14 protein-coding genes and 2 pseudogenes are annotated in these 22,258 nt (G+C 60.2%); 11 read left to right on the forward strand and 5 right to left on the reverse strand.

The genetic code is table 11. The annotated features are described in order from the left end of the window. Positions 1-12: 12 nt before the first annotated feature. Positions 13-882, forward strand: coding sequence for a xanthine dehydrogenase accessory protein XdhC (gene xdhC / locus LAC81_RS31965; RefSeq protein ID WP_223728655.1), 870 nt, complete (start codon positions 13-15; stop codon positions 880-882). 313 nt (positions 883-1,195) lie between these two features. Here the strand turns inward: xdhC and LAC81_RS31970 are convergent, their stop codons facing one another. From LAC81_RS31970 to LAC81_RS31980, 3 genes are all read right to left on the reverse strand, one after another. Then, the gene (locus tag LAC81_RS31970; protein ID WP_223730444.1) at positions 1,196-1,429 is read right to left on the reverse strand and encodes a hypothetical protein; all 234 of its coding nucleotides are present in this window, start codon (positions 1,427-1,429) and stop codon (positions 1,196-1,198) included. A gap of 81 nt (positions 1,430-1,510) precedes the next feature. Beyond that, positions 1,511-2,509 carry a nucleotidyltransferase family protein gene (locus LAC81_RS31975; protein ID WP_223728656.1) on the reverse strand — a complete coding sequence of 333 codons (999 nt, stop codon included), beginning with the start codon at positions 2,507-2,509 and terminating at the stop codon, positions 1,511-1,513. Next, a complete protein-coding gene (locus tag LAC81_RS31980; protein ID WP_223728657.1) occupies positions 2,509-3,705 on the reverse strand; it encodes a PqqD family peptide modification chaperone in 1,197 nt (398 codons plus the stop codon). The genes LAC81_RS31975 and LAC81_RS31980 overlap by 1 nt, the downstream gene beginning before the upstream one ends. 384 nt (positions 3,706-4,089) lie before the next feature. Between LAC81_RS31980 and nusG the strand changes: the two genes are divergently transcribed. The 5 genes and pseudogenes from nusG to LAC81_RS38610 all read left to right on the forward strand — a co-directional run. Beyond that, complete coding sequence (nusG, locus tag LAC81_RS31985) at positions 4,090-4,629, forward strand: transcription termination/antitermination protein NusG (RefSeq protein WP_223730381.1); 540 nt, start codon at positions 4,090-4,092, stop codon at positions 4,627-4,629. Positions 4,630-4,751: 122 nt separating this feature from the next. Further along, positions 4,752-6,482 carry a hypothetical protein gene (locus tag LAC81_RS31990; RefSeq protein WP_223728658.1) on the forward strand — a complete coding sequence of 577 codons (1,731 nt, stop codon included), beginning with the start codon at positions 4,752-4,754 and terminating at the stop codon, positions 6,480-6,482. A 1,071-nt stretch (positions 6,483-7,553) separates the two neighbouring features. Further along, positions 7,554-9,305: a type I secretion system permease/ATPase gene (locus LAC81_RS31995; RefSeq protein ID WP_223730382.1), complete on the forward strand. Its 1,752-nt coding sequence runs from the start codon at positions 7,554-7,556 to the stop codon at positions 9,303-9,305. 28 nt (positions 9,306-9,333) lie between these two features. Then, a complete protein-coding gene (locus tag LAC81_RS32000) occupies positions 9,334-10,647 on the forward strand; it encodes an HlyD family type I secretion periplasmic adaptor subunit (protein WP_223728659.1) in 1,314 nt (437 codons plus the stop codon). A 110-nt stretch (positions 10,648-10,757) separates the two neighbouring features. After that, positions 10,758-11,076: pseudogene (locus tag LAC81_RS38610) on the forward strand (transposase); the annotation flags it as partial. 110 nt (positions 11,077-11,186) lie between these two features. On the opposite strand, the gene glmS reads toward LAC81_RS38610, so the two are convergent. Then, positions 11,187-13,010: a glutamine--fructose-6-phosphate transaminase (isomerizing) gene (glmS, locus tag LAC81_RS32010; protein ID WP_223728660.1), complete on the reverse strand. Its 1,824-nt coding sequence runs from the start codon at positions 13,008-13,010 to the stop codon at positions 11,187-11,189. 543 nt (positions 13,011-13,553) lie between these two features. Between glmS and LAC81_RS32015 the strand changes: the two genes are divergently transcribed. The 5 genes and pseudogenes from LAC81_RS32015 to LAC81_RS32035 all read left to right on the forward strand — a co-directional run. Beyond that, positions 13,554-13,769 carry a hypothetical protein gene (locus LAC81_RS32015; protein ID WP_223728661.1) on the forward strand — a complete coding sequence of 72 codons (216 nt, stop codon included), beginning with the start codon at positions 13,554-13,556 and terminating at the stop codon, positions 13,767-13,769. 121 nt (positions 13,770-13,890) lie between these two features. Then, entirely contained in the window at positions 13,891-15,345 is a 1,455-nt protein-coding gene (locus LAC81_RS32020; protein WP_223728662.1) for a M10 family metallopeptidase C-terminal domain-containing protein, read from the forward strand. A 267-nt stretch (positions 15,346-15,612) separates the two neighbouring features. Further along, the gene (locus tag LAC81_RS32025) at positions 15,613-17,352 is read left to right on the forward strand and encodes a type I secretion system permease/ATPase (protein WP_223730383.1); all 1,740 of its coding nucleotides are present in this window, start codon (positions 15,613-15,615) and stop codon (positions 17,350-17,352) included. Then, entirely contained in the window at positions 17,349-18,791 is a 1,443-nt protein-coding gene (locus tag LAC81_RS32030; protein ID WP_223728663.1) for an HlyD family type I secretion periplasmic adaptor subunit, read from the forward strand. The genes LAC81_RS32025 and LAC81_RS32030 overlap by 4 nt, the downstream gene beginning before the upstream one ends. A gap of 443 nt (positions 18,792-19,234) precedes the next feature. Further along, positions 19,235-19,535, forward strand: a pseudogene (locus LAC81_RS32035) (IS110 family transposase); the annotation flags it as partial. 308 nt (positions 19,536-19,843) lie between these two features. On the opposite strand, the gene LAC81_RS32040 reads toward LAC81_RS32035, so the two are convergent. After that, positions 19,844-22,009: a GumC family protein gene (locus tag LAC81_RS32040; RefSeq protein ID WP_223728664.1), complete on the reverse strand. Its 2,166-nt coding sequence runs from the start codon at positions 22,007-22,009 to the stop codon at positions 19,844-19,846. Between the last annotated feature and the right edge of the window lie 249 nt (positions 22,010-22,258).

Raw genomic sequence — 22,258 nt, forward strand, 5'->3', positions numbered from 1 at the left:
GGCTGATCGACCATGGTAGCGAGCCGCGAGGATATCAGGGACTTTCTCCGACGCGAGCGCGACTGCGTGCTCGTGGAGGTGACGGGTGCTGCGGGTTCGACCCCGCGCGACACCGATGCCTGGATGCTCGTCGCCGCCGATAGCCTTTTTGGCACGATCGGCGGCGGGCAACTCGAATACATGGCGGTTGATCATGGCCGGCGGGCGCTCAAACGTGGCGATGCGCCGGAGGCGATGACGATCCCGCTCGGACCGGAGATCGGCCAGTGTTGCGGCGGGCGCGTGGCGCTCGCCTTCACACGCATCGATCGGGAGAAAGCCGCCATGCTGATTGAACGCAGCGACCTGGAAATTGCCAGCCGGCCGCATGTCTATGTCTTCGGTGCTGGCCATGTTGGCGACGCGCTGGCGATGGCGCTCTCCCTGGTGCCGGTGCGCACCGTTCTCGTCGATACCCGCGAAAACGAGCTTTCCGCCGTTGCCGACATTCCCGGTATCGAAACCTGCCTGACGGCGATGCCGGAGGCGGTGGTGCGCGATGCGCCCCCCGGCAGCGCCTTCGTGATCCTCACCCATGACCATGCGCTCGACTTCCTGATCGCCGCGGAAGCGCTTCGCCGTGATGACGCCTCCTATGTCGGCATGATCGGCTCGAAGACGAAGCGAGCGACCTTCAAGAACTGGCTGTCGCGCGAGATCGGCCGCCCGGAGCTTTTCGACCGGCTCGTCTGCCCGATCGGCGGCACGACGGTGAAGGACAAGCGGCCGGCGGTCATTGCCGCGCTTGCGGCCGCCGAAGTGATGGCAGCTGCACTCAATTTCCGCGAGCCGGCGCAAGCCGATGTATCGCGTCGGGCGGCGGCGGCCAAGCTTGCGCGCTAGCGCGCCAACGAGAGACCTTCGCCTTACTCGGCCGCACCATCCAGATGAAGCGTAAATCTGCGTGCAGCCGGCGCTTGCCTTAATACTTTCACTGTGTTCGCCGACACGTAGACATGATCGACCCGGGCTGCAAGTACCGCGGGAACGAGTACCGCCACAGCGGAAACGGCAATTGGGCATCGGCCTATAGCAGGCTCTCCTGCGCGGCCGACAGCTTTTGATTAGCTTCTTCCATGATGAGGTGTCCACCGATTATGGTGGACACCTCATGCCTCAGAAGATTCGGCCGCAAAAGGTGCGAAGAAATTCGCGTTTACAATCCCGGCGGCCCGAGGTGGTCATGGTTCTTGTCCCCCCATCCGTAGCCCGGACGTGAGCCATTGGACTTGGCAATGGCGCGCGAATTCAGGCTCGTACCAAGGAGGAGGGTAATCGCCGGAGGTGTCACAACGGCAAAACGCCCAGCCTTCTTGAGAAAATCTCTCCGCGCCTGCGCTTCAGTCTCTTGTCCCTCGGGGAGCTTTTCTGATTCGTTTCTATTCTCCATTGCCCTGACCTCCTAACACTCTCACGAACAGTATACGTCCTGCCCGCGAAAGAACAAAATAAGGTTTAAGGATGGTGATCCCTAAATCTTCGAGCGTAGCCCCTTATTCGAAAGGATGAGGCCTGCGCGACGCAGCAGTTCAACCGGGTTGTGGCGCACAAGTTCAACAGCACGTGAGAGCCGACTGAGGCCCCATACCAGGTTGCCGGCGAGGCGTAGCGGAGCGCCGGAGACAGGATGCCTGACCGTATAGATTCGCCTCCAGTGCTGGAGGCGGGGCATCGGGCGCCCCGCGGCGTCTGCCGGTATCTTCGTCCCAAAGAAATGGTGCAAGGTCAGCAGTTGGGTGTCGAGCGCATTCCAGGTGGTTTTGTTTGGCATTGCCGTGCGCAGCGCCGCCCAATCCAACTGTTCGCTTTCGGCGAGTTGTGCCAGATCGTGCAGGTGCCGCAGATCGATTCTTCCGCGCCAGTAATCTCCTTCCTTAAAGAGGTCATGCATGATCCAGTGCATTGCGCGGGCCTCAAGGGAAGGAATCTTCACCCGCAGGCCATCCCGTTGGACGGGCTGGGGGCATCCGAATCCGTTCGGCCGATACGGCCGGAGTTCCAGGATGCCCGCATCCTGCGGACGCGCCATGCCACGAACGTCCGGCATCTCACGATAGCCAAGCTCTTTGAGGCATGCGTTGGCGGCAGCCTCCTCGCCCGATTCCACGGCGATATCGAGATCGCTCGTCATCCTGCTGGGCAACCGGCCGGGCGGGCAACCAAAGAGCGGAACGGCTCCCTTGAGCAGAATCGGAACGATCCCCCGGCTGTTGAACGCGGCGACGGTCTCGATCAACTGTGCCCTCAAGCTCAGGTTCCGGTTCCGATTGCAGTCATCGATAAAGGCAAGATAATCGCGCACGTCTCCTGGCAGCCGCTCGATCTGGCCCGATTGGGTGAGCGAGGAGAATAGGGCGGGCGTGAGCAGCGTGTGGTTTGCCAGTGCGATCAAGGCTTGCCAGTCGACATCGGGGACGAGATGCCCCTGAAGGCCGGAGACCAGGGCGTCAAGAGCGTTGTCGGCACGCATCACCGGCAAGCTCCCCGGATCAATTCCAACGCATCTTCAAGCGAGGAATAGGTGAGGGAGCAGGTCCCGGCCGATCCAATAACCTGTGTCAGCACTTCGAAGGCGGTGCTGCCGAGATCTCGGCCGGGCGCAAACGCACCGTTGAGCAAGCCGCGCAACGCACCGACCGCATCGACCGGGTCCAGACTGGGACGGGAGCCGCGGTCGCGGTTAAGCAGGATCACCCAGCCTATGGCTCGGCGGGGGGCCGGCGACACCGGCGAAAAGTGTTTCGGCACGATGTAGCGCACTCTCTTGCCATCGGGGCGCCGGAAGATCGGTGCTGCAGCGAGCTCGGGACAATATCCGGCAAGAAGAGGCCACGCGCCTGGCTTGACGCCGGCGGCGAAGGGAAGTCCGATGCCAAGCCCGCTGCAGTTCAAAAGGGTCACATCATCCGAGACGAAGCCGAAGCCCGATTGGGCAAGGGCCAATGTCAGCGTCGTCTTGCCTGCACCGGGATCGCCGCAGAGCAGGATCAGGCGTTCGCCTGAGGAGAGGGCGGCTGCGTGGAGTGCAATTTCATAGATGCCATGCTCGAGCGCTTCCGACAGCAATTCCCCCTTCAGCACGGTGGGGATCTCGTCGGGGGAGCAGGTCCGAAGCCAGTCGCTATTCCGGAACACGTGGATCCGGTCCCCGTGCTCGACCAGTTCCAGGAGAGTGTCGGTGGCCTCCGGCTGGACTTCGAGGTGCCTGAAGACGGAGATTGCCGGAAAGGCATGGGTCGCTGGATAGACAATCCGGATGCGACGGTCCGCCAGGGCTAGCGTTTGAACCACATGCTTGTGAAGCGAAGCGGAGGCCGATGGTGCGTGTGGCCGGATCAGGCCCAGGCGCTCCCAATCTCTTAGCGCGGTTTGAACGTATTCTTTCGCATCGAGGGCATCAACGTGACCGCGCATGATCCCGCGCGGGATAGCATCCGGTGAAGTGCCGTCCTGCAACGAGCGCCAGATGTCGGCGGCCGTCTCGTTAAGGGCGAAGATGGCGCGCTGGGTTGGGCTGAACAGGATGTTCTGCCCACGGATGCGCACGAGCCGGGCCTGGGTCACGAGGCCCGGCGCCACGCCATCAGGGGAAAGTTGCACGACAGCTCCTTCATTCGCTTCTAGTAAGGTCATCGCCGTGGCCTCCTCCGTGCCTTCCCACGTCATAATTGCCGACCGACCCCGTGTCTTCACTCTGCCGGCAGCCGCGCCCGAGGGGCAAAAATCATGGTGCACCCAACTCGGCTCACAAAGCCGGTAATCCAATTGAGAAATAGCACATTTGAAAGTCTGTAATCAGCGGGCCGATCCGTCTAATCCGTCGTAAGCTCGCTCCACTACGGTGGTATGCGCCTGCGCCTTTTTGCAGGGTTGATCGGCAAAAAGTATAATAACTCCTCCCGGCCTGTTACGCTCTAGTGCTGATGGCACGCAGGTCCGCGAACCTGATATATTTTCGGTCATGACCGCGGCCATCCAAAATTGGCAAAATTGTTGATTTTATTTGCTTGTGGCGGCCCCTCTGCATTCATAGGGTTGAGTATGCAAAAAATGGAAAGTTCGGTTGCGGAACCGCTGGACAGCCAGGATGCGCGTAGGGCACGTTGGTATGTGGTTCAGACGCACCAGCACTGCGAAGTGCTGGCCGAACGACACCTGTCGTCTCAAAACTTCCGAACCTATTTGCCGAAAAGACGGCGAACTGTCCGGCATGCGCGCAAAATCAGACCGGTCTGTTCAGCATATTTTGAAGGTTACCTCTTCGTATCATTCGATATTCGCGAGCAAAGGTGGTCGCCAATCAATTCCACCGTGGGCGTTCGCAAGCTCGTCATGACAAATTGCGCGCCGATTCCGGTTCCATTCGGCGTCATTGAGACTCTCCTGTCAGCAACCGATGATGAGGGGGTCCTGCACCCGAAGAGTCTTTTGGAGCCAGGGCAGAAGATACGGGTCACGAACGGGCCATTTACGGACCAGCTTGGTACTTTGGATTGTGTTGGGCGGTCTGGAGCAGTAAGAATACTTATTGATGTTATGAATAGATCCGTTCCTATGTATATTGATAGGGATAAATTGCTTATAATGTGAATGTTTTTGTAGGTATTGTTCTTGATTGGTATAGTTTCTATTGGTGTGGGGGCGCGGTCACACGAGTCACCCTAAGTGCGGCAGCTTGCGAAGAAATCAGCAGTAGACGTCCCCTTGGCAAAATGGCCACACATGCGCTTCATGCAGAGATCGCGAATGCGTGCTCGCCCGGACAAGCACATTACCGTCACTCCTTCGAACACGGTGCGCGCCATGGTCGGCAAGCGGCCCGGGAGCACGATATGAACCCACATCAGGTAATCGCTGGGCGCCGGAATCTCACCGTGGATACGGCGGACGAGCAGAATGACGTAACAGGCAAGGACCTAGCTGGCTCGGACGCAATTGTGCCGTTGCACGCAGCCGATACGGCTGGCGCGCTTCCAGTGGCGGCAACCTTGTTTCGCGGCCTGGACGAGGCAGGGGTGAGATACGGGATTATCCAGGATCTCGCGAGCTTGCCTGAGGCGGTCGCCGGCGGCGACGATCTGGATGTGCTCCTCGATAAGCAGGACTACCCGATCTTCTGTTCGATAATGGCTGAGTTGCATGGTCGCCGCGGGTTGAGCCTCTCTTGCTACGACAATGTTTGCGCCGGCAGAGAGGATTGGTTCGTTGCCGATTTTTCATGCGGTGCCTATCTCCATCTCGACCTCCACGTCGGAATTCGTGTCGGCTGGGAGTTTCGCAAGCGCTACCTGGCCTTCGATCATGCGGCGGTCGGGCGGTGGGAGCATGTATGCGTTGGGGGGATTTCCATCCCCGTCGTCTCCCCTGAGGACGAGGTTCGGATATCGATCGCCCGCTTCGCGTTCCGTCTGTGGACGCTTCCGTGGAAACGTTGGGTGGCGATACGTGGCAGTCGAAAGGAGCAACTTGCGCGCCTGTCCCCCGCCCCCGGCGAACCGAATTCGTACATCATTGAATACAAATTTGGCCGTGGCAGAAGCGTCAGCTGCAGGATTCGGCCGAGCGAAGACGGTATTCTGGTGCACAGCGGCGACCTTGCAAGACTGAGGCTTTCGCTCCGGCAGAGGTGCGGCTTCTCGAGAGCCAGCGGTATCGCGGATGCTGCGGTTCATTTCGTGCGCAAGGCCTCCTATCTCGCACTGAGGCTCGCAGGTCGCGTCATGCCCGGCGCCGTACCGCCAAAACGGCGTCCCTGGGCCGGCGGGGTCGTGGTGGCGCTCGTCGCTCCGGACGGACTGGGAAAGAGCACGCAGGTTAGCCTGCTGACACGAATATTTCGATGGAAGTTCGGCTGTGCCCAGGTTTATGTCGGCACTGGCGAGGGAAGCGGATGGCGGTTGCGCAAGGGGCTGCAGCGCCTGGCTTTTTACCGCCGGCGCGAGCTCAAGGCGATCATCCGGACCGAGGGCCGGGAAAGCCGCGCAATGGGAAGGATACTACCGGTCGGTTTGGCGCTCTGGGGAGTTCTGATCGCGATCGAACGGTACGCCGTTGTGAACCGTGCGCATCGATGGGCAATGCGCGGCATGATCGTTATCAGCGACCGCTGGCCACAGAAGCTTCGGCACGGATATCTGGACGGGCCGATGATACCGCCCAATCTCTCATCCGCGCCTGGCGTGGGCATGCTGGCGCGGCTTGAAAAGAAGCTATACGAGCGGATGGATTCTTGCAGGCCGCATCTGACGCTGCATCTCGTCTCCGATTATTCGGTTTCGGAGGCGCGAAAACCCGGAGAAATTACCAGGGAGGGGTTCGACGCGCGGCTGGCACTCATGGCCGAACTGCGGGCCCTGGACAAGGAAATCAGGACCATCGACGCCAGCGCCAGCGCTGAGAGTGTCAAGCGGGAGCTCTTCAAGGAGATCTGGTTGTCCTTGTAGAAGGCTTCGCCGCTTCGCAAAGACGCCTCATGAAAAGACGCCTCATGAAATGCAGCGCGCGCTCGTCGATCTAGCCTTTTCAGGGACGAAAATGTGCATAGCCGGGCTGCAGCGCATTCTTGAAATCCGGACTTCCTTTTTCGACACGCGGGCTGCCGCTCGAGGCGTCGTCTCAGGCACACAGCTTAGCGGAGGTATTCGCAAATGAAGATCGTGCATGTGTTGACCCGACTGCTTCCCGGCGGTTCCGAGGAGGATACTTTGGCGTGTTGCAGCGCCCAGGTAAGGCGCGGCCATGCAGCAGGTCTGAGGTCTATTCGAACGTCCTCTTCGCGCTCTTTGTCGAAATACTTGCAGCTTTGATGGGCGATCATTTCGATGCCACCGATCCTGTCCAAATTTTCATGCGCGATGCCCGCAAAAGACAAAGGAGATAAACAGGTGCGGCGAATCGCCCGGCTCGGCACGGGCGTGGGCTTTGTGTTGCTGCTGTTTGGGTTTGCCTGGTTCGTCCAATCGCGGTTTTTTGATCTTCTCGTTGCAGTCAAGGCGCTGTCGGAGCCTTTGGGGATCTATCTTCCCGACGGTGTCGAACCTGGGGTCGCGAAGCTCGGCATCTTGGATATCATCCCTCCGGCTTTGACGATGTTTGTCGGAGCCGCCCTTGTGGTTCTAGCGGGCCATCTGCGCACGGAACCTCGCCTCGCAGAGCCCGGTGGATCGGCGCTGTTGCGAGCCGGATCGCGCCGGAAAAGGCCGCGCTACAGCCGTCGTCGACGCAGACTCACAAAGTGGCAGACTGCCGGTATGGTTCTGATCTTCATCGCTCTCGCGCAGGCCGGACCTCTGGCTCTGCTATTGCCTCCTCGCATCGGCGATCCCGGCGGTAGCGCGCTTGCGGCCCTGACGTGGTACCTGCCGGATTCTTTGTTGTTTCAAGACCTACGGAGCGCAGCGGACGGGCTCCCGTTCTGGCTGATGATCGGAAGTCTTGGCCTGTTGCTGTTATTCGGGCGGGCACGGCGGAAGCGGACGGGACCCTCGCCACACCCATCGGCGGCTGCGCGGCCCATTTCCCTTGCCGGTAAGCCGGCAGCGGGCTCGGAACTGGCCAGCGCGCTTGGCTCCTGCAAGGGAGCGCTCGCCGGTGTTGCGGCGTTCAGTGGCGTGAGCAACATCCTCATGCTGAACGGTGCGCTTTTTATGCTGCAGGTTTATGACCGCGTGTTGCCGAGCCGCAGCGTTCCGACGCTGGTCGGCCTGGCAATACTGGCCGGCATTCTCTACGTGGGGCAGGCCATCATCGACCTCGTGCGTGGTCGCATCATGGCCCGCATCGGCACCGAACTGGACGAGGCGCTCTCCGGACGTGTTTTCACCGCGATAACCAGGCTGCCCCTCTTGGTTGGCTATCAGGGCGACGGGCTGCAGCCGCAGCGCGATATCGACAGCATCCGCTCCTTTCTCTCGGGGCCGGGACCCAATGCGTTCTTCGAACTGCCGTGGCTCCCCTTCTATCTGGCAATCATCTGGAGTTTCCATCCGGTTCTCGGGATAACCGCCATTTGCGGCGCAATCATACTGGTTCTCCTCACAGCGACCACCGAGATACTCACGCGCCGGCCAGCGAGCGCGGCGGTCTTGACGGGCGCCCGCCGCAATATCCTCGCCGAGGCGAGCCGCCGCAATGCGGAGGTCCTCGCGGCGATGGGGATGGGGAGGCGCCTCCATGACCAATGGCGCGACGCAAGTCGCCAGTGCCTCGCCCAGCAGCAGCGTGTCAGCGATGTCACGGGCGGCCTGGGTAGCGCTTCGCGCGCATTGCGGCTGATGTTGCAGTCCGCAATGCTAGGCGTAGGTGCCTGGCTCGTAATCCATGGCGAGGCGACCGGCGGGATCATCATTGCAGGTTCGATCCTGGTGGGCAGGGCGCTTGCCCCCGTCGACCTTGCCATCACCCATTGGCGCAATTTCGTGGGTGCACGCCAGAGCTGGCGCAGGCTCGGGCAACTGCTCGCCCGCTTGCCCCAGGACGTGCAGCCAATGGCGCTCCCGGCACCGAGATCGAGCTTGACCGTGGACCGGCTCGTGATCGGCGCGCCAGGAACGCAGCGGGTTGTTGTTCAGGGCATGGAGTTCAAACTGGATGCCGGCTCGGGGATCGGCGTCATAGGACCAAGCGGCTCCGGCAAGTCGAGCCTCGTTCGCGCGCTGGTCGGCGCATGGCGGCCCCTGGCAGGGCGGGTAAAGCTGGATGGCGCGGCGCTCGATCAGTGGCCATCGGAACAACTCGGCAGACAGGTGGGCTATCTGCCCCAGGATGTTGAGCTTTTTGCGGGGACGGTGGCGGACAACATTGCCCGCTTCGACCCGTACCGGGACCCTGGCGTCGTCGTTGCCGCCGCCCGAGCGGCGGGCGTCCATGATCTGATCGTCAGCCTGCCCAACGGTTACGAGACCCAGATCGGGGAAGGCGGCGCCGCTTTGTCGGCGGGACAGCGTCAGCGTGTGGCGCTCGCGCGCGCGCTCCACGGGAACCCGTTCCTCGTTGTCCTCGACGAGCCGAATTCCAATCTCGACGTTGAAGGCGAAATCGCGCTTGCCGAGGCGATCCGGGGGGTCAAGGCTCGCGCCGGGATTGTCGTGATCGTGACGCATCGACCGAACATCCTCTCTGAGTTGGACTTCGTTCTGGCGATGAAGGAAGGACAGATGCACATGATCGGGCCGCGAGAACGGGTCCTGGCAAAACTCCTCCTATTGCAGCCGGCCAACAACGCCAACCCGAAGCCAGTTTCGATTTCGCCGAAACGGCCGAATTGACAGCGCTCGAGAAGAGGCAGACGCAAAGATGGCAGATATTCGGTCGACGCACTGCAACCGGCGGTCCATTCGACGCAATCTCATGGCAGGGGTGACCTTCATCACCCTCCTCGCCGGCATCGTCGGCGGCTGGGCCGCAACCGTGGACATTTCGGGCGCGGTCATCGCGCATGGCGCGGTGGTCGTCGAGGATAATGAGAAGGAGGTGCAACACTCCACCGGAGGTATTGTGGGCGAGATCTTCGTGCGTGACGGCAAGCACGTAAATGCCGGCGATGTTGTGGTCCGGCTTAGCGACGTTGTTCCCCGTGCCAATCTCGCGTTCGTGACCAAGAGCCTGGACGAGCTTTACGCCCGCAAATCCCGCCTCGAGGCCGAGCGTGATGGAGTCGAAGAGATGACGCTCGCTCCATGGCTTGCGAGCCGGATGGACGTTCCTGAGGTGGCGGCGCTGGTTGCCGGCGAAAAGCGACTGTTCGAACTTCGCCGGATCGCTCGATCCGGCGACAAGGCACGACTTCACGAAAGGATGGAACAGTACCGCAAGCAGATCGAAGGCCATTCGGCCCAGGAAGTGGCCAAGGCTAGGGAAATCGCGCTGGTCAACAATGAGCTCGACGGGATTCGCAGCCTCTTTGAACAGAAGCTGGTGCCGATATCCAAGCTGACGGCTTATGAACGCGAAGCTACGCGGATCGAAGGCGAGCGGGCCCAGCTTGTTTCGAGCATTGCGCAGACAAAGGGAGCGATCGCGGAAGTGGAGCTCCAGGTCCTGCAACTGGATAAGGATTTCTCGAGCGAGACGGGGCGCGAATTGCGCGAAGTCGACGCCAAGATTGCCGAGTTCGAGGAGCGAAACGTCACGGCCGAAGATCAGCTGGCGCGCATCAATATTCGTGCTCCTGTGAGCGGTACCGTTCATCAGTCAATTGTGCACACCGTCGGCGGTGTCATTGGTGCCGGGGAACCGATCATGCTGATTGTCCCTGATGCTGACGCCCTCACGGTCGAGGCAAAGGTGGCTCCGCAAGACATCGACCAGCTTCTGGTTGGCCAAGCAGCCCTGCTTCGGTTCACCGCCTTCAATCTGCGCAGCACGCCTGAGCTTATCGGAGTGGTCTCCAGGGTAGCCGCCGACATCACGCGGGATCAGCGCACCAACGAGAGTTATTACGTGGTGCGCATCACCCCGGTTCCGGAGGGATTGCAGAGACTCGGCCAGATGGCGCTCGTTCCCGGCATGCCGGTCGAGGTTTTCATCCAGACCGGTGAGCGCAAGGTGCTCTCGTACCTGATGAAGCCGTTGTCGGATCAGATGATGCGGGCTTTCCGGGACCAGTAGATGGAGCGGTTTGTCGCACCGGATCCTGTTCCAGAAGTCATTTGAAGGAGGATTTTGCCAATGATGTCAACGAAGCTTATCCCCTCGGCTCCGAGCCTGTCGGCTGGTCTTCGAATATGGCGCCACTGCGGGTGGGCGCTGCGTGGCCGGCCGCTTGCTGCACCGGTCCCGCGGCCACTGGAAAACCATGACCTTCATCGCTGCCTTCGCTGTATCGATGCGCCATGCGTCGTCGACGGGCAGATCAACGGTGAGTTCTTCATCCTCTATGTCCAGAAAGTCCTCGCGCCCCCGCTCGCCAAGGGCGACATCGTAATCTTCGACAATCTCGGCAGCAACGAGGCATAACCCGCGCCTCGCCGTCGAGGAGGCACGCCTCATCCCTGCCGCCCTGCAGCCCGGACCTCAAATCCCATCGAGCAGGTCTATCTTGGAGCGGCTGGATACGCATTGCACTGCGTGCCTGGTGGGCATCGTATTCCATATGAGCGTGTCCGATAAGCAGCCCCGCCGAACCGGCTCTCGGTGCTGCGCGAGAGCTATTCCACTGTGACGGATTTTGCCAGATTGCGCGGCTGATCAACGTCGGTGCCCATTTGCACGGCGGTATGATAGGCCAGCATTTGGATCGGCAGGGCGTAGATGATCGGCGCTATGATCTCCGGCATGTCGGGCAGGATGATCGTTTCCATAGTCTTCAGACTTGCCTGCGTGGCCCCCTTCTGATCGGTGATCAGAATGATCCTGCCGCCGCGGGCTGCCACCTCCTGCATGTTGGAGACAGTCTTCTCGAAAATCCGGTCATGCGGCGCGATGACAATGACAGGCATGGTGTCATCGACCAAGGCGATGGGGCCGTGTTTCAGTTCGCCCGCGGCATAGCCTTCGCCATGGATATATGAGATCTCCTTGAGCTTGAGCGCGCCTTCCATGGCGAGCGGATAATTGGTGTCGCGCCCCAAATACAGCACATGCCGCACCTGCGTGAGTTCGCGCGCGACCTTCTCGATCTGCTCTCCGAGCTTGAGCACCTGGCTGGCGAAACGCGGCGCTTCCGACAACTGACGGATGAGCTGCTTTTCATCTTCCCCGCCAATGGTCCCCCGCACTACGGCCGCACGTACCGCGAGCGCTGCAAGCACTGAAAGCTGGCAGGTAAAGGCCTTGGTAGAGGCGACGCCGATCTCCGGCCCGGCAAGCGTCGGGAAAATGCAGTCAGATTCGCGCGCGATCGTCGATTCACGGACATTGACGATTGCGCTGATCGGAATGCCAGCGCTGCGGCAATAGCGTAGCGATGCCAACGTGTCGGCAGTCTCGCCGGACTGCGAGATGAACAGGGCTGCACTCGACTTCGACAGCGGCATTTCCCGATAGCGGAACTCGGATGCGATATCGATATCGATCGGCAACCGCCCGAGGCGTTCGAACCAGTATTTCCCGATTAGGCCGGCAAGATAAGCGGTGCCGCACGCCGAAACCGCCATGCGGTCGAGCGTCGCGAAATCGAATGGCAGGTCGACCGGCTTGGCCTTTCCCTGGGCGAAGTCAAGATAATGCGCAAGGGTATGCGAGATCACCTCTGGCTGTTCATGGATTTCCTTCTCCATGAAATGCCGGTAATTGCCCTTGTCGACCAGGAAGGAGGAGCCGATCGACCGCTGCCGCTTACGTTCGATCGGCGTGCCGCTGATGTCGAATATCTGCAAGCCGCCACGCTGCACGACCGCCCAGTCTCCATCCTCCAGATAGGTGATAGAATCGGTGAAGGGCGCGAGCGCGATGGCGTCGGAGCCCAGATACATCTCGCCTTCGCCGTGGCCCACCGCAAGCGGTGGCCCGTTGCGCGCCCCGATGATCAGATCCTCGTCTCCACGGAACATGATTGCCAGCGCGAAGGCGCCCTCGAGCCGCTTCAATGCATTGTGTGCGGCCCCGACCGGTTTCGAGCCGCGCGCCAGTTCGCGCGAGATCAGATGGGCGACAACTTCGGTATCGGTTTCCGAAGCGAATTCGAAACCGTCTGCGATCAGTTCCGCGCGCAGTTCCGCGAAATTCTCGATGATGCCATTATGGACAATCGCCACATCCCTGGAAAAATGCGGATGGGCATTGGTCTCGTTCGGGACGCCGTGCGTGGCCCAGCGCGTGTGCCCGATGCCGATCGTGCCGCCCAGTGGTTCGGCCTGCAACCGGCGCTCGAGGTTGACCAATTTGCCTTCCGCACGTCGGCGGGCGAGCCGCCCGCCCTCTACAGTGGCGACACCGGCAGAATCATAGCCGCGATATTCCAGCCGCTTGAGAGCGTCCACGATAAGTGGCGCAACGGGCGAGTGCCCGACAATCCCGACGATCCCGCACATTTTACTTGCCTTAAGCCTTCCATTGCTAGTTGTTCGACGAACTCGGAAGCTGCGACCGACATACGAGGGTCAGCGATCATCCGCGGACCGCTGTCCGGTAGCAGGATCCAAAACTGCACCACAGGTCCACCAGAGCTGTCATTCCGACCCCGATGGCCCGGTGCGAGCAACATCAACTCAATCCTATGGCATTGTGTTCTCCTGGTCGGCACGCTTCAATTTGCCTTTAGGGCTATTGCCGCAGCCACATGGGTTACTTGACTTTCTGACCGCGGTCCGAAGCAAGTGGCACGGCCTTGGCGGGCCTGGGCAAAACTGGAAGTCGCGCTGACGAACCTGGCTTCGCTAAAGCAGATCGTCGAAGATGACGACGCTGTGGAGATCAACGCATTTACCTTGAACCGATCGAGGCGCTCTCTTTCTGGATTGCCAGCTGGGAAAAGGCGCTCAAGTCGGAGTGGGAAGCACTCCGAGAACGCAGCCCAATTGATGTCCATGCCTGGAATGTGACCGATCACGGCGATGGTGGCCGAGGCTTTCCCTATGGCGACATTCCGCAAAGGTCGAGAATTGTGGCCTGATTGGGGCTCGTGCCCAAACAGCGACGACGAGCGCTTCGCCGAATTGCCGGTCGCTGCGCCGGTCGTCGATGCACCGCTGGCCGACGAACGCAAGGCGAACGTCGTGCACTATCATGCCTTTGCGCCGGACCCGGGACGTGCGTCGTGCGTCATGATCCCGCGAGTGCGACCACGGTGATCGGAAACGCCGTAGGTTCGCCATACTCCGCTAATATACGAACTTCGCGGCTGCAAAACACAGCCGTGTATTGCCTCCCCACTCACTCCTGGGGAAAGAGGGAAACTGGAGAACTTTCATTGTGACTACAATTACGCTGACCGGAGACTACGGCTCCACACCTTACAAGGCTTCGGGCCTTGCTGCGGGAACTCTGATCGATGCCGAAAATGCATCCTGGACACAAGACAACGATGGGAGCGACGGCAGCCCGTACCCCTTTATGGTCTACGACTCGCCGGGTGCGATACTTGATGGCGGCACGATCAACGGCAAAGTCGACATGACCGGTGACTGGCGTGACGTCTACAACGACGGCAACTCGGCTGGCATCAGGACAGAGGGCACGCCAGATGTCGTGATCCGCGACTGGCATATCACGAATACGTGGGACGCTGTCCGCGTATCTTGGGACAGCCCTAACTTCCTTATCGAGGACGTCTGGGTCACCAACGCCCGCGACGACGCGGTCGAGAACGACCGACTCCAGACGGGCACTATCCGTGACAGCCTTTTTGATGGGGTGTTCGGGGGCATCAGCGTAGACCCATCGTCGTCAAGCCCTGTCGACGGTCATAACAACACTGTCACGCTGGACGGCGTGCTGATGCGGATGCAATCTTTCCTTTACGAGGGTGAGATGACGCACTCCTCGATGATCAAGACTGACTCTGCCACGAACGGCGAGGTCACACCGAACTTGCGCTTCATTAACACGGTCTTTGCCATCGAGGACGTTGAGCACCACAGCTACCGCAGCATGCAAGACGCTTGGAACAACACCGTCGAGTCCAAAGGCAACGTCTTCCTGAATCTGTCGGACACACCGCTCCCGGACGACTACCCGATGCCTCCCGAAGGGTGGACGGTCCTGCAGGGCCAGGCGGCGCGCGACTATTGGCAGGAGGCCAAAACCGAGTGGATCGAGCGACACAGCGGTGAAGAAGGCACTAACCCCGATTCACCTGCCACCGAGCAGCCGATAGCCGACCATCCGCCGGTAGCCGACCATCCACCGGTAGCCGAACAGCCCCCGCTCGCCGCCGAGCCTGCTTCGTTCAGCGGCGTGAGCTTTAAGGGGTCCAGCGACGGTGAGACCATCATCGGCAACGGGCTGGACAACATCATCGACGCCGGCAATGGGAACGATGTCGTGAAAGGGTCCGCCGGAAACGATGTCATCAGAGGGAATGATGGCGTCGACAAGCTGTGGGGCGGCAGCGGGAACGACACCTTCCTCCTGGGGCGCCTCGGCGACTCGCGCGAGAACGGCGGCATCGACACGATCATGGATTTCGCCGCCGGCGACAAGATCAAACTGTCAGCGATCGACGCAAACAGGGACCTGACGGGCGACCAAGCCTTCCATCTGATCCAGGGCGACTTCAGCCACGCTCCCGGCGAGCTTAAGGTGTCCTACGATGCCGGTTCCGACACAACCGTTGTGAGCGGGAACGTGGACACCGACGTTCATGCTGAGTTTACGCTCTGGCTTCACGGCGAGGTCAACCTGACCTCGGGTGACTTCGTGCTCTAAACTCCCAGCCAATGAGGGACGGTGGAACTTCTCCTCCAGATTCAATTGGTTTCTGGAGGAGAATACGCTGTTGCTGAGTGATTCCACGGCTAAGCGCTCGAGTATCTGGGGCTGGCCTTCGCACGGGCGGCGAAGGTCAGGCAGGGATTATGCGTGCCGCTGGCCGATTAGAAAACTAACCAAGCGCCAGTAGTGTTGAAGGCCCGCATCGCGGGCTCACACATGCAGTTGTTTGAGGGGACGGAAATGTCACAATCCGGTTTAGGAATGCTCCGCGCGTCAGGGGCGAAGTCCGAGTTAGCTGCCTGTCTGCAGCGATTTCGACGGGCTTTTCTCGTGGTGGCGGCCTTCAGCGGTCTTCTCAACATGCTCACGCTATCCGGCTCGATCTTTATGCTGCAGGTCTATGACAGAGTTCTGCCAAGCCGCAGCGTGCCGACTCTCGTCGCACTGATCTTCCTAATTTTAATAGTTTACGGTTTTCAGGCCGCGCTCGACGCCATACGCGGCCGCTTGCTGGCACGTATTGGCAGCGGACTAGATGAGCGCCTGAACGAAGCGGCCTATCGTGTGATGTCGAGGTTGCCCCTGATAAGGGGTAAATCGGGCGAAGGCCTACAGCCAGTGCGGGACCTCGACCAAATTTCCGGGTTCCTGTCGAGCGGCGGTCCCGCCGCTCTCTTCGATCTGCCGTGGATGCCGCTCTATCTCGCGCTTTGCTTCGCCTTCCATCCTTGGCTGGGCGCGGCAGCGTTGATCGGTGCGATCCTGCTTTTGGCAGTGACCGTAGTCACGGAAAAAATGGTCCGCCGTCCAGCGACTGAAATGTCGAGCTATGCTCAGTCACGCAACAACGTTGCACTGGCAAGCATGCGTAACGCCGAAGTCATTGAAGCGATGGGGATGCGATCCAATCTTACCGCGCTGTGGAACGATGCAAGCATGAACTACAGGCAGGCGCAAATACGGGCCAGCGATATCACCGGCTCCTTCGGGGCGCTTTCACGTGGCCTCAGGATGATGCTGCAGTCGCTCGTGCTAGCGACCGGCGCGTTCTTGGTGATCCGCCAGGAGGCCAGTGGCGGTATCATCATCGCGAGTTCTATCCTTACGGCGCGGGCCCTGGCGCCCGTCGAACAAGCTATCGCGCATTCGAAAAGATTTCTTGCCGCCAGACAAAGCTGGCGCCGGCTGGACGAGCTTTTTGCGCTGTTTCCCCCCGCCGGGGATGCATTGCAGCTACCGCCGCCGCAATCCGAACTCTCGGTGGAAGGTGTCGGCGTCATTCCTCCGGGCGAGCGTCGATTTGTCGCTCAGGATATTGCATTTTCGCTCACCGCGGGCTCCGCGCTCGGCATCGTCGGTCCGAGTGCTTCGGGTAAGTCGTCCTTGGCGCGGGCGATCGTCGGCGTCTGGCAGACAGCGTATGGCAAGATTCGCCTCGACGGGGCCGCGATCGGGCAGTGGCCGGTTGACGCGCTGGGGCGGCATGTCGGGTATCTACCACAAGATGTCGAGCTATTTGGAGGCACGATCGCTCAAAACATCGCTCGCTTTGATCCCACGCCGGATCCAGGGGCCATCATCGCGGCCGCCAAGGCCGCGGGCATGCACGAGACGATCCTGCTCTTGCCTGGCGGATATCAGACTGACATCGGCGAAGGCGGAGCATCGCTCTCGGCAGGCCAGCGTCAGCGCATCGGACTGGCTCGCGCGCTGTATGGTGATCCCTTCCTCGTGGTTCTGGACGAACCCAACTCGAACCTCGATGCCAATGGGGAGCATGCACTGACCCAGGCGATCCTTGCCGTGAAACGCCGCAAAGGCGTGGTCATCATAATTGCCCATCGCCCGAGCGCGCTGGCGGCTGTCGATTTCTTGCTCGTTCTTCAGTCCGGCCGCCAGAAAGCCTTCGGACCCCGGGATATGATTTTGCGGGAGCAGTCGCGGTTGGCGCCCGAGAGATCAATTCGAGCGGTTCCCGCGGGGGAAAGGGCGTCCGGATGATGAGTATTCGCGACTGGGCACAGCGCGCGCATGGCGTCGCTAATCTGTTGACTACGGACAAAAGCCATTTGATAGCAGGTGCTAAGGGCAGAATTGGTCGGCCGACATTGCCTGCGGCCGACGCTCCTGCGAAGGGTGTGTCCGCGCCCACACAGAACGATATTTCCCTGCGCAGGCACATCGTCTTCGGCGCGGCGATGGTGGCACTGCTGTTTGGCGGGCTTGGCGCATGGGCCGCGACGACGGGGTTGTCAGGTGCCGTGATCGCCCCGGGACATATCGCGGTTGAATCCAACGTAAAGGCGGTGCAACATCCAAGCGGCGGCGTTGTGGGCGCAATCAACGTGCGTGATGGCGACGAGGTTAAGGCAGGTGATATCTTGGTTCGCCTCGATGACACGGTCACTCGCGCTAACCTTGCCGTCATTACTAAGAGCCTGGACGAACTCTCGGCCCGACAAGCGCGGCTGACTGCAGAGCGCGAAGGTGCTGAAGCGATTCTTTTTCCCCAGGATATTGTGAGGCGCTCCTCCGCCGCGCACGTGGCGCAGGTCCTCCAAGGGGAACGGAAACTGTTCGCACTGCGCCGCGCGGCCTATCAAGCAGAGATCGAGCAACGCCGGGAGCGGATCGGCCAGCTCACAAAGGAGATAGCGGGACTCGAGTCTCAACGGGAGGCTAAGGAGCAGGAGCTTGGTCTGGTCCGCGACGAACTCAGCGGCGTGAAAGGCCTGTGGGAGAAAAAGCTTGTCCAGCACTCACGAGTGCTGGAGTTGGAGCGCCAGGAAGCGCAGCTCCTGGGAGGCCGCGGCCAGCTGATCGCTGCGATCGCCGGGGCCAAGGGCAAGGTTAGCGAAACCGAAATAGCCGTCATTCAGGTTCAGGAGAATTGGCGCAGCGACGTCGCAAAAGAACTTCGCGATACGGAGGGCCAGATCGCGGAGTTGGAAGAGCGGAAGATCGCCGCTGATCAGCTTCTGAGGCAAACCGACATTCGTGCGCCTCAGGCCGGACGCGTACATCAACTCGCGATCCACACGGTAGGAGGCGTTGTTGCCGCGGGCGAGTCGATCATGAAAATCGTCCCCATTGCCGACGAGTTGGCGGTGGAAGCGCGCATCGCGCCTCAAGACATCGACCAAGTCGAGCCCGGCCAGCCAGTCCATCTGCGTCTGTCGGCCTTCAACCAGCGGATCACACCCGAAATCGGGGGGCATGTACTAACCGTTTCACCGGACCTGGTCGAAGACGAACGAAATGGGTTGTCCTTCTACAGCGTGAAAATCAAGCTCGACAAAGGTCAGCGTGGCTCCTTCAAACCGGAAAGCCTCAAGCCCGGCATGCCAGTAGAAGCGTTCTTGCTTACTGGTGATCGCACGGTCATCTCCTACCTAGTGAAACCACTCACAGATCAGATTGAGCGCGCTTTCCGGGAATAGGAAATTATCAGCTCCGCTCCCCGGGACCAGAAATCAACGGACCGCATCGATGGTGAAGTTTATCGGTATAGAAGGCGTGCTCGCGCACCTTAACCTGCGTTATCACGCCGAGCACGCGCTGTGGTACATCTTTAAGGCGCGGGCTTCAGTTGCCTCAAGCAAAGATGGACAGTCGATCACTATGCATCCGTAGCTTCTTTGAGATTTCCAACATAGGCGCGCCGCACAGCGCGGAACCTGCGATCGACTTCCATCGCCGTCGCAGCATTGGTTCCGGCGGTATTCCGCGGGGCTATTCCGCGGGGCTAAGGCCACCGAGTGAGATTTTTATGCGATGCTGATGCATGAAGTCGTCAAGCGTCGTATAGATCCGGTGGGTAGTACATCTTCGTTTTTTTACCGTCCGAAGAAGCCCTCGCAGGCTGAGTTTCCGGTGAGCACCTGATGAAACAGGCAAGACTTGCCGGGAGACAAAGGTTGGTACTCACCCCGAAGATTTGATCTTGGTGGTGAAGGATCCGAAGTGGCAGATTGAGCGGGTCGGTCTTGAAGTCCGACCACTGTCGCAATGGTTTTATGAAGGACTTGCTAGGGCAGGATTACCCGTGATCTGCATTGAGACCAGGCATGGCAAGGCCTTTTTGAAAGCTCAACCGAATAAGACGGATCGCAATGATGCGCGTCAATCTCTATCGGTCGGTGCATGTGAAGACACTGACGAGCCAGAAGCACCGGGCATTGCTGAACCGCGCAAACTAATGCATCGCATGTGGAGTGGCGGAACCGAATTCTGCTGGACGCGAGAGAGCTTGCCTATTGCTGCGTAATTAGCAACCAGAGTGACGAGAGCGCGAGAGGAGACAAGAAGATTCCGCCGCCGGTGGAAAGATGTCCTTCGCAGGACGAGGATGGGGTAAGTTCGCGGGGTTGTCTTTTATAGTCGCTCCTCGCGATCAGGTCGCCGATTGGATTGTTCCGCCCCATTCTTCTGGTCCCATAATGGGAGGGCTACACAGGCCGAGCCCGGAGAGAAGCGCGATGCTGCGAAGACCTCAATCACCAGAGGTACGGGCAGTCAGAAGGTGCTTTACATCACCACGCCGAATAGAGAATCCGAAATGGTGCTTTCGCATGTTAACTTGCGTCAGCACGCCAAACACCCGCTCGTTTGCATCTTTGATCCCGACATGTCCGAGCTGACTTATTGCGCGGCGGGCGACGTCGACCTCCGTAGCGCTCCACTCCAGTGCAAGGATGACGTTATCTACAACGGAAGCAATGACGCGTGCTTCCGTTGCACCAAGGAGCGGTGGGCTTGCGATCACAATGCAATCATACTGGTCCTTGAAGTGGTCCAGCATGATTGTAAGCTGGTTTGTTGAAAGGAACGCAAGAGCATATTCCCGCCTGCAGGAAAGCGGGAGAAAGTCAATTCCGAACTCGGCGATTGTCTTGACAATTTCCTCAGCGGGTACCGTTTCCTCGCGGAAATACGTCGCCCTGTCCTTGCCGAATCCCTCAAGGCTATGCGCGATGCTGGGGTTGCGAAAATCAAGATCGATGAGCAGGACTTTCCGTCCAATCGTGCCCGCACTCAGGGCAAAGCTAAGAGCAAGCGCGGTCTTTCCGTCGTCCTTGTCACTCGATGTGATGGCGAAGAGGGCCGAATCACGGACTCGGCCCTGATGCGGAAAAATACGCCGTCGCGACAGGGCCGTCGCCACGACTGAGCGAACCGCCTCGCCATAGCTGTTGAACGGATCGTCGATCAACGCGCGTCGCGCGCTGCTCATCCGGAAGCGGTTGGGCACGAGTCCGATGCAGGGGACTCCGACCGATTCTTCGACATCGCGCTCGCTGCGCACGCGACGGTGGAAGCGCTCCAGAAGCACAGCCGTCAATCCGCCGCCGATGCCAAAGGCAACGAATGCCGGCATCACGAACAGGGCCGGCGAAGTCGAGCTCGGAAATTGGGGTGGCAATGCAGCAGAGACAATATGTGCTTCCTCTTGAATTCGGTCTTGGACAAAGATTTCCGTCTGTCGCCGCAGAAGGCTCTCGTATAGCTGCGCCGATGCAGTGGCCTCGCGCTCCAATTCGCGCAGCTTTGCCTCAGCTTCGCGGAGTGTTTCCCGAGATTGATCGAGTGAATCGAGGCGTTCCCGAGTGCGGTGGAGGCGCTCCCCAAGCGCCCTACGATCGAAGGGCAGTTCGGCAAGGACCTCATCGAGCAGCCGGCTCAACTCTTCACGCTGCAACGGAGCTACTTGGTGACCGGCATCGGCTGCGTCTGTTTCGGCCTCCGTCGCGAGTGGGAAGGCATTTGCGGGCTGGCCGTCACTCAAAACGTCGGCGCGAGGCCCCTCCTGATCCTGTTGGGTCAGCAAGGCTGAGAGACGCACTCCCCGTTCTCCAAGTCTGGCCAGATCAATTGCGAGCTGTCGCCTCAGTTCGGCAATCTGCTGATCCATCGATTCGACGCTCTTCTGGTCAATAAGTCCCGAGGCCATTCGATGGTCACGAACGGCTGCTTCCGCACGCTCGACAGCGGCCCGCGCGGGAGGAATGCGTTCGGCCAGTTCCTTCTCCAGCCGCTCACGCCGCGCCTGAAGGCGGTCGCGCCCTCTATTTACGTACATCTCGGCCACTCGGTTCGCAATGACTGCTGCCATTTGCGGATTCTCTGAAGTGAAGGTTACGGCAACTACACGTGAGTGCTGTTCCTTATAAACATTGAGGTTTTGCTGGAGGTCCTCGAAATCGATGGGCTCCGACTCTTCGGGCACGGCTTCTCCCGATGAACCCGTCGTTGGGGAGGAGGGCGGCTCGTCGTTTGCACCAAAGAAGGCGTCTGAAAGCATCTTGCTCCATGGCCGCTGCGCCCGATCACTAAACGGGGACGGGGACGCAAGGGTTGCGGGACCGCTGCTGCCGGGATCCTCGGCGAGGCTTTTCTGCACCGCGCGCAGATGGCTGGGCGACAGGATGAGTTCCACGTGGGTGTCGACGACAGCCTCATCGAAAGAGCCCTGCGGCCCGGACTCCGAGCGCGCCACGAGCAACTGCGCTTTCGCCGTATAGCGGGCCGGGATGCTGGTGCCAATCAGCATGGCCATCAACGCGCCACTCGCGGCGCAAACGGCGACCAGCTTCCATCGCCGTCCCAACAGTGCAACAAGATCGAAGAGATGGGGTGTACGGTCTTCTTCGTAGGTCATTGCTCGTCCTGGAGATAGGGGCGCGAAGGCGTCGCTCTTGTTAATCTTGCGGTTCGTCGGCGTCGATCAAAGCGTTTTGAGAAGACGTTGGATGCCACGGAGAGTGGGCCCGAGAGCGGGTGCGCAACACCACGGTCAACGCCGTTGGTCGGCGAGGAAACCTTGGTAGCCTGTGTCGTGCCACTCCTCAACCATTCCATCCACCCGGAAGCACCCGTTCTCGGCTGCTTGACTAGTCGGCGGCAAATG

The organism is Ensifer adhaerens (assembly GCF_020035535.1).
GTDB lineage: Bacteria > Pseudomonadota > Alphaproteobacteria > Rhizobiales > Rhizobiaceae > Ensifer.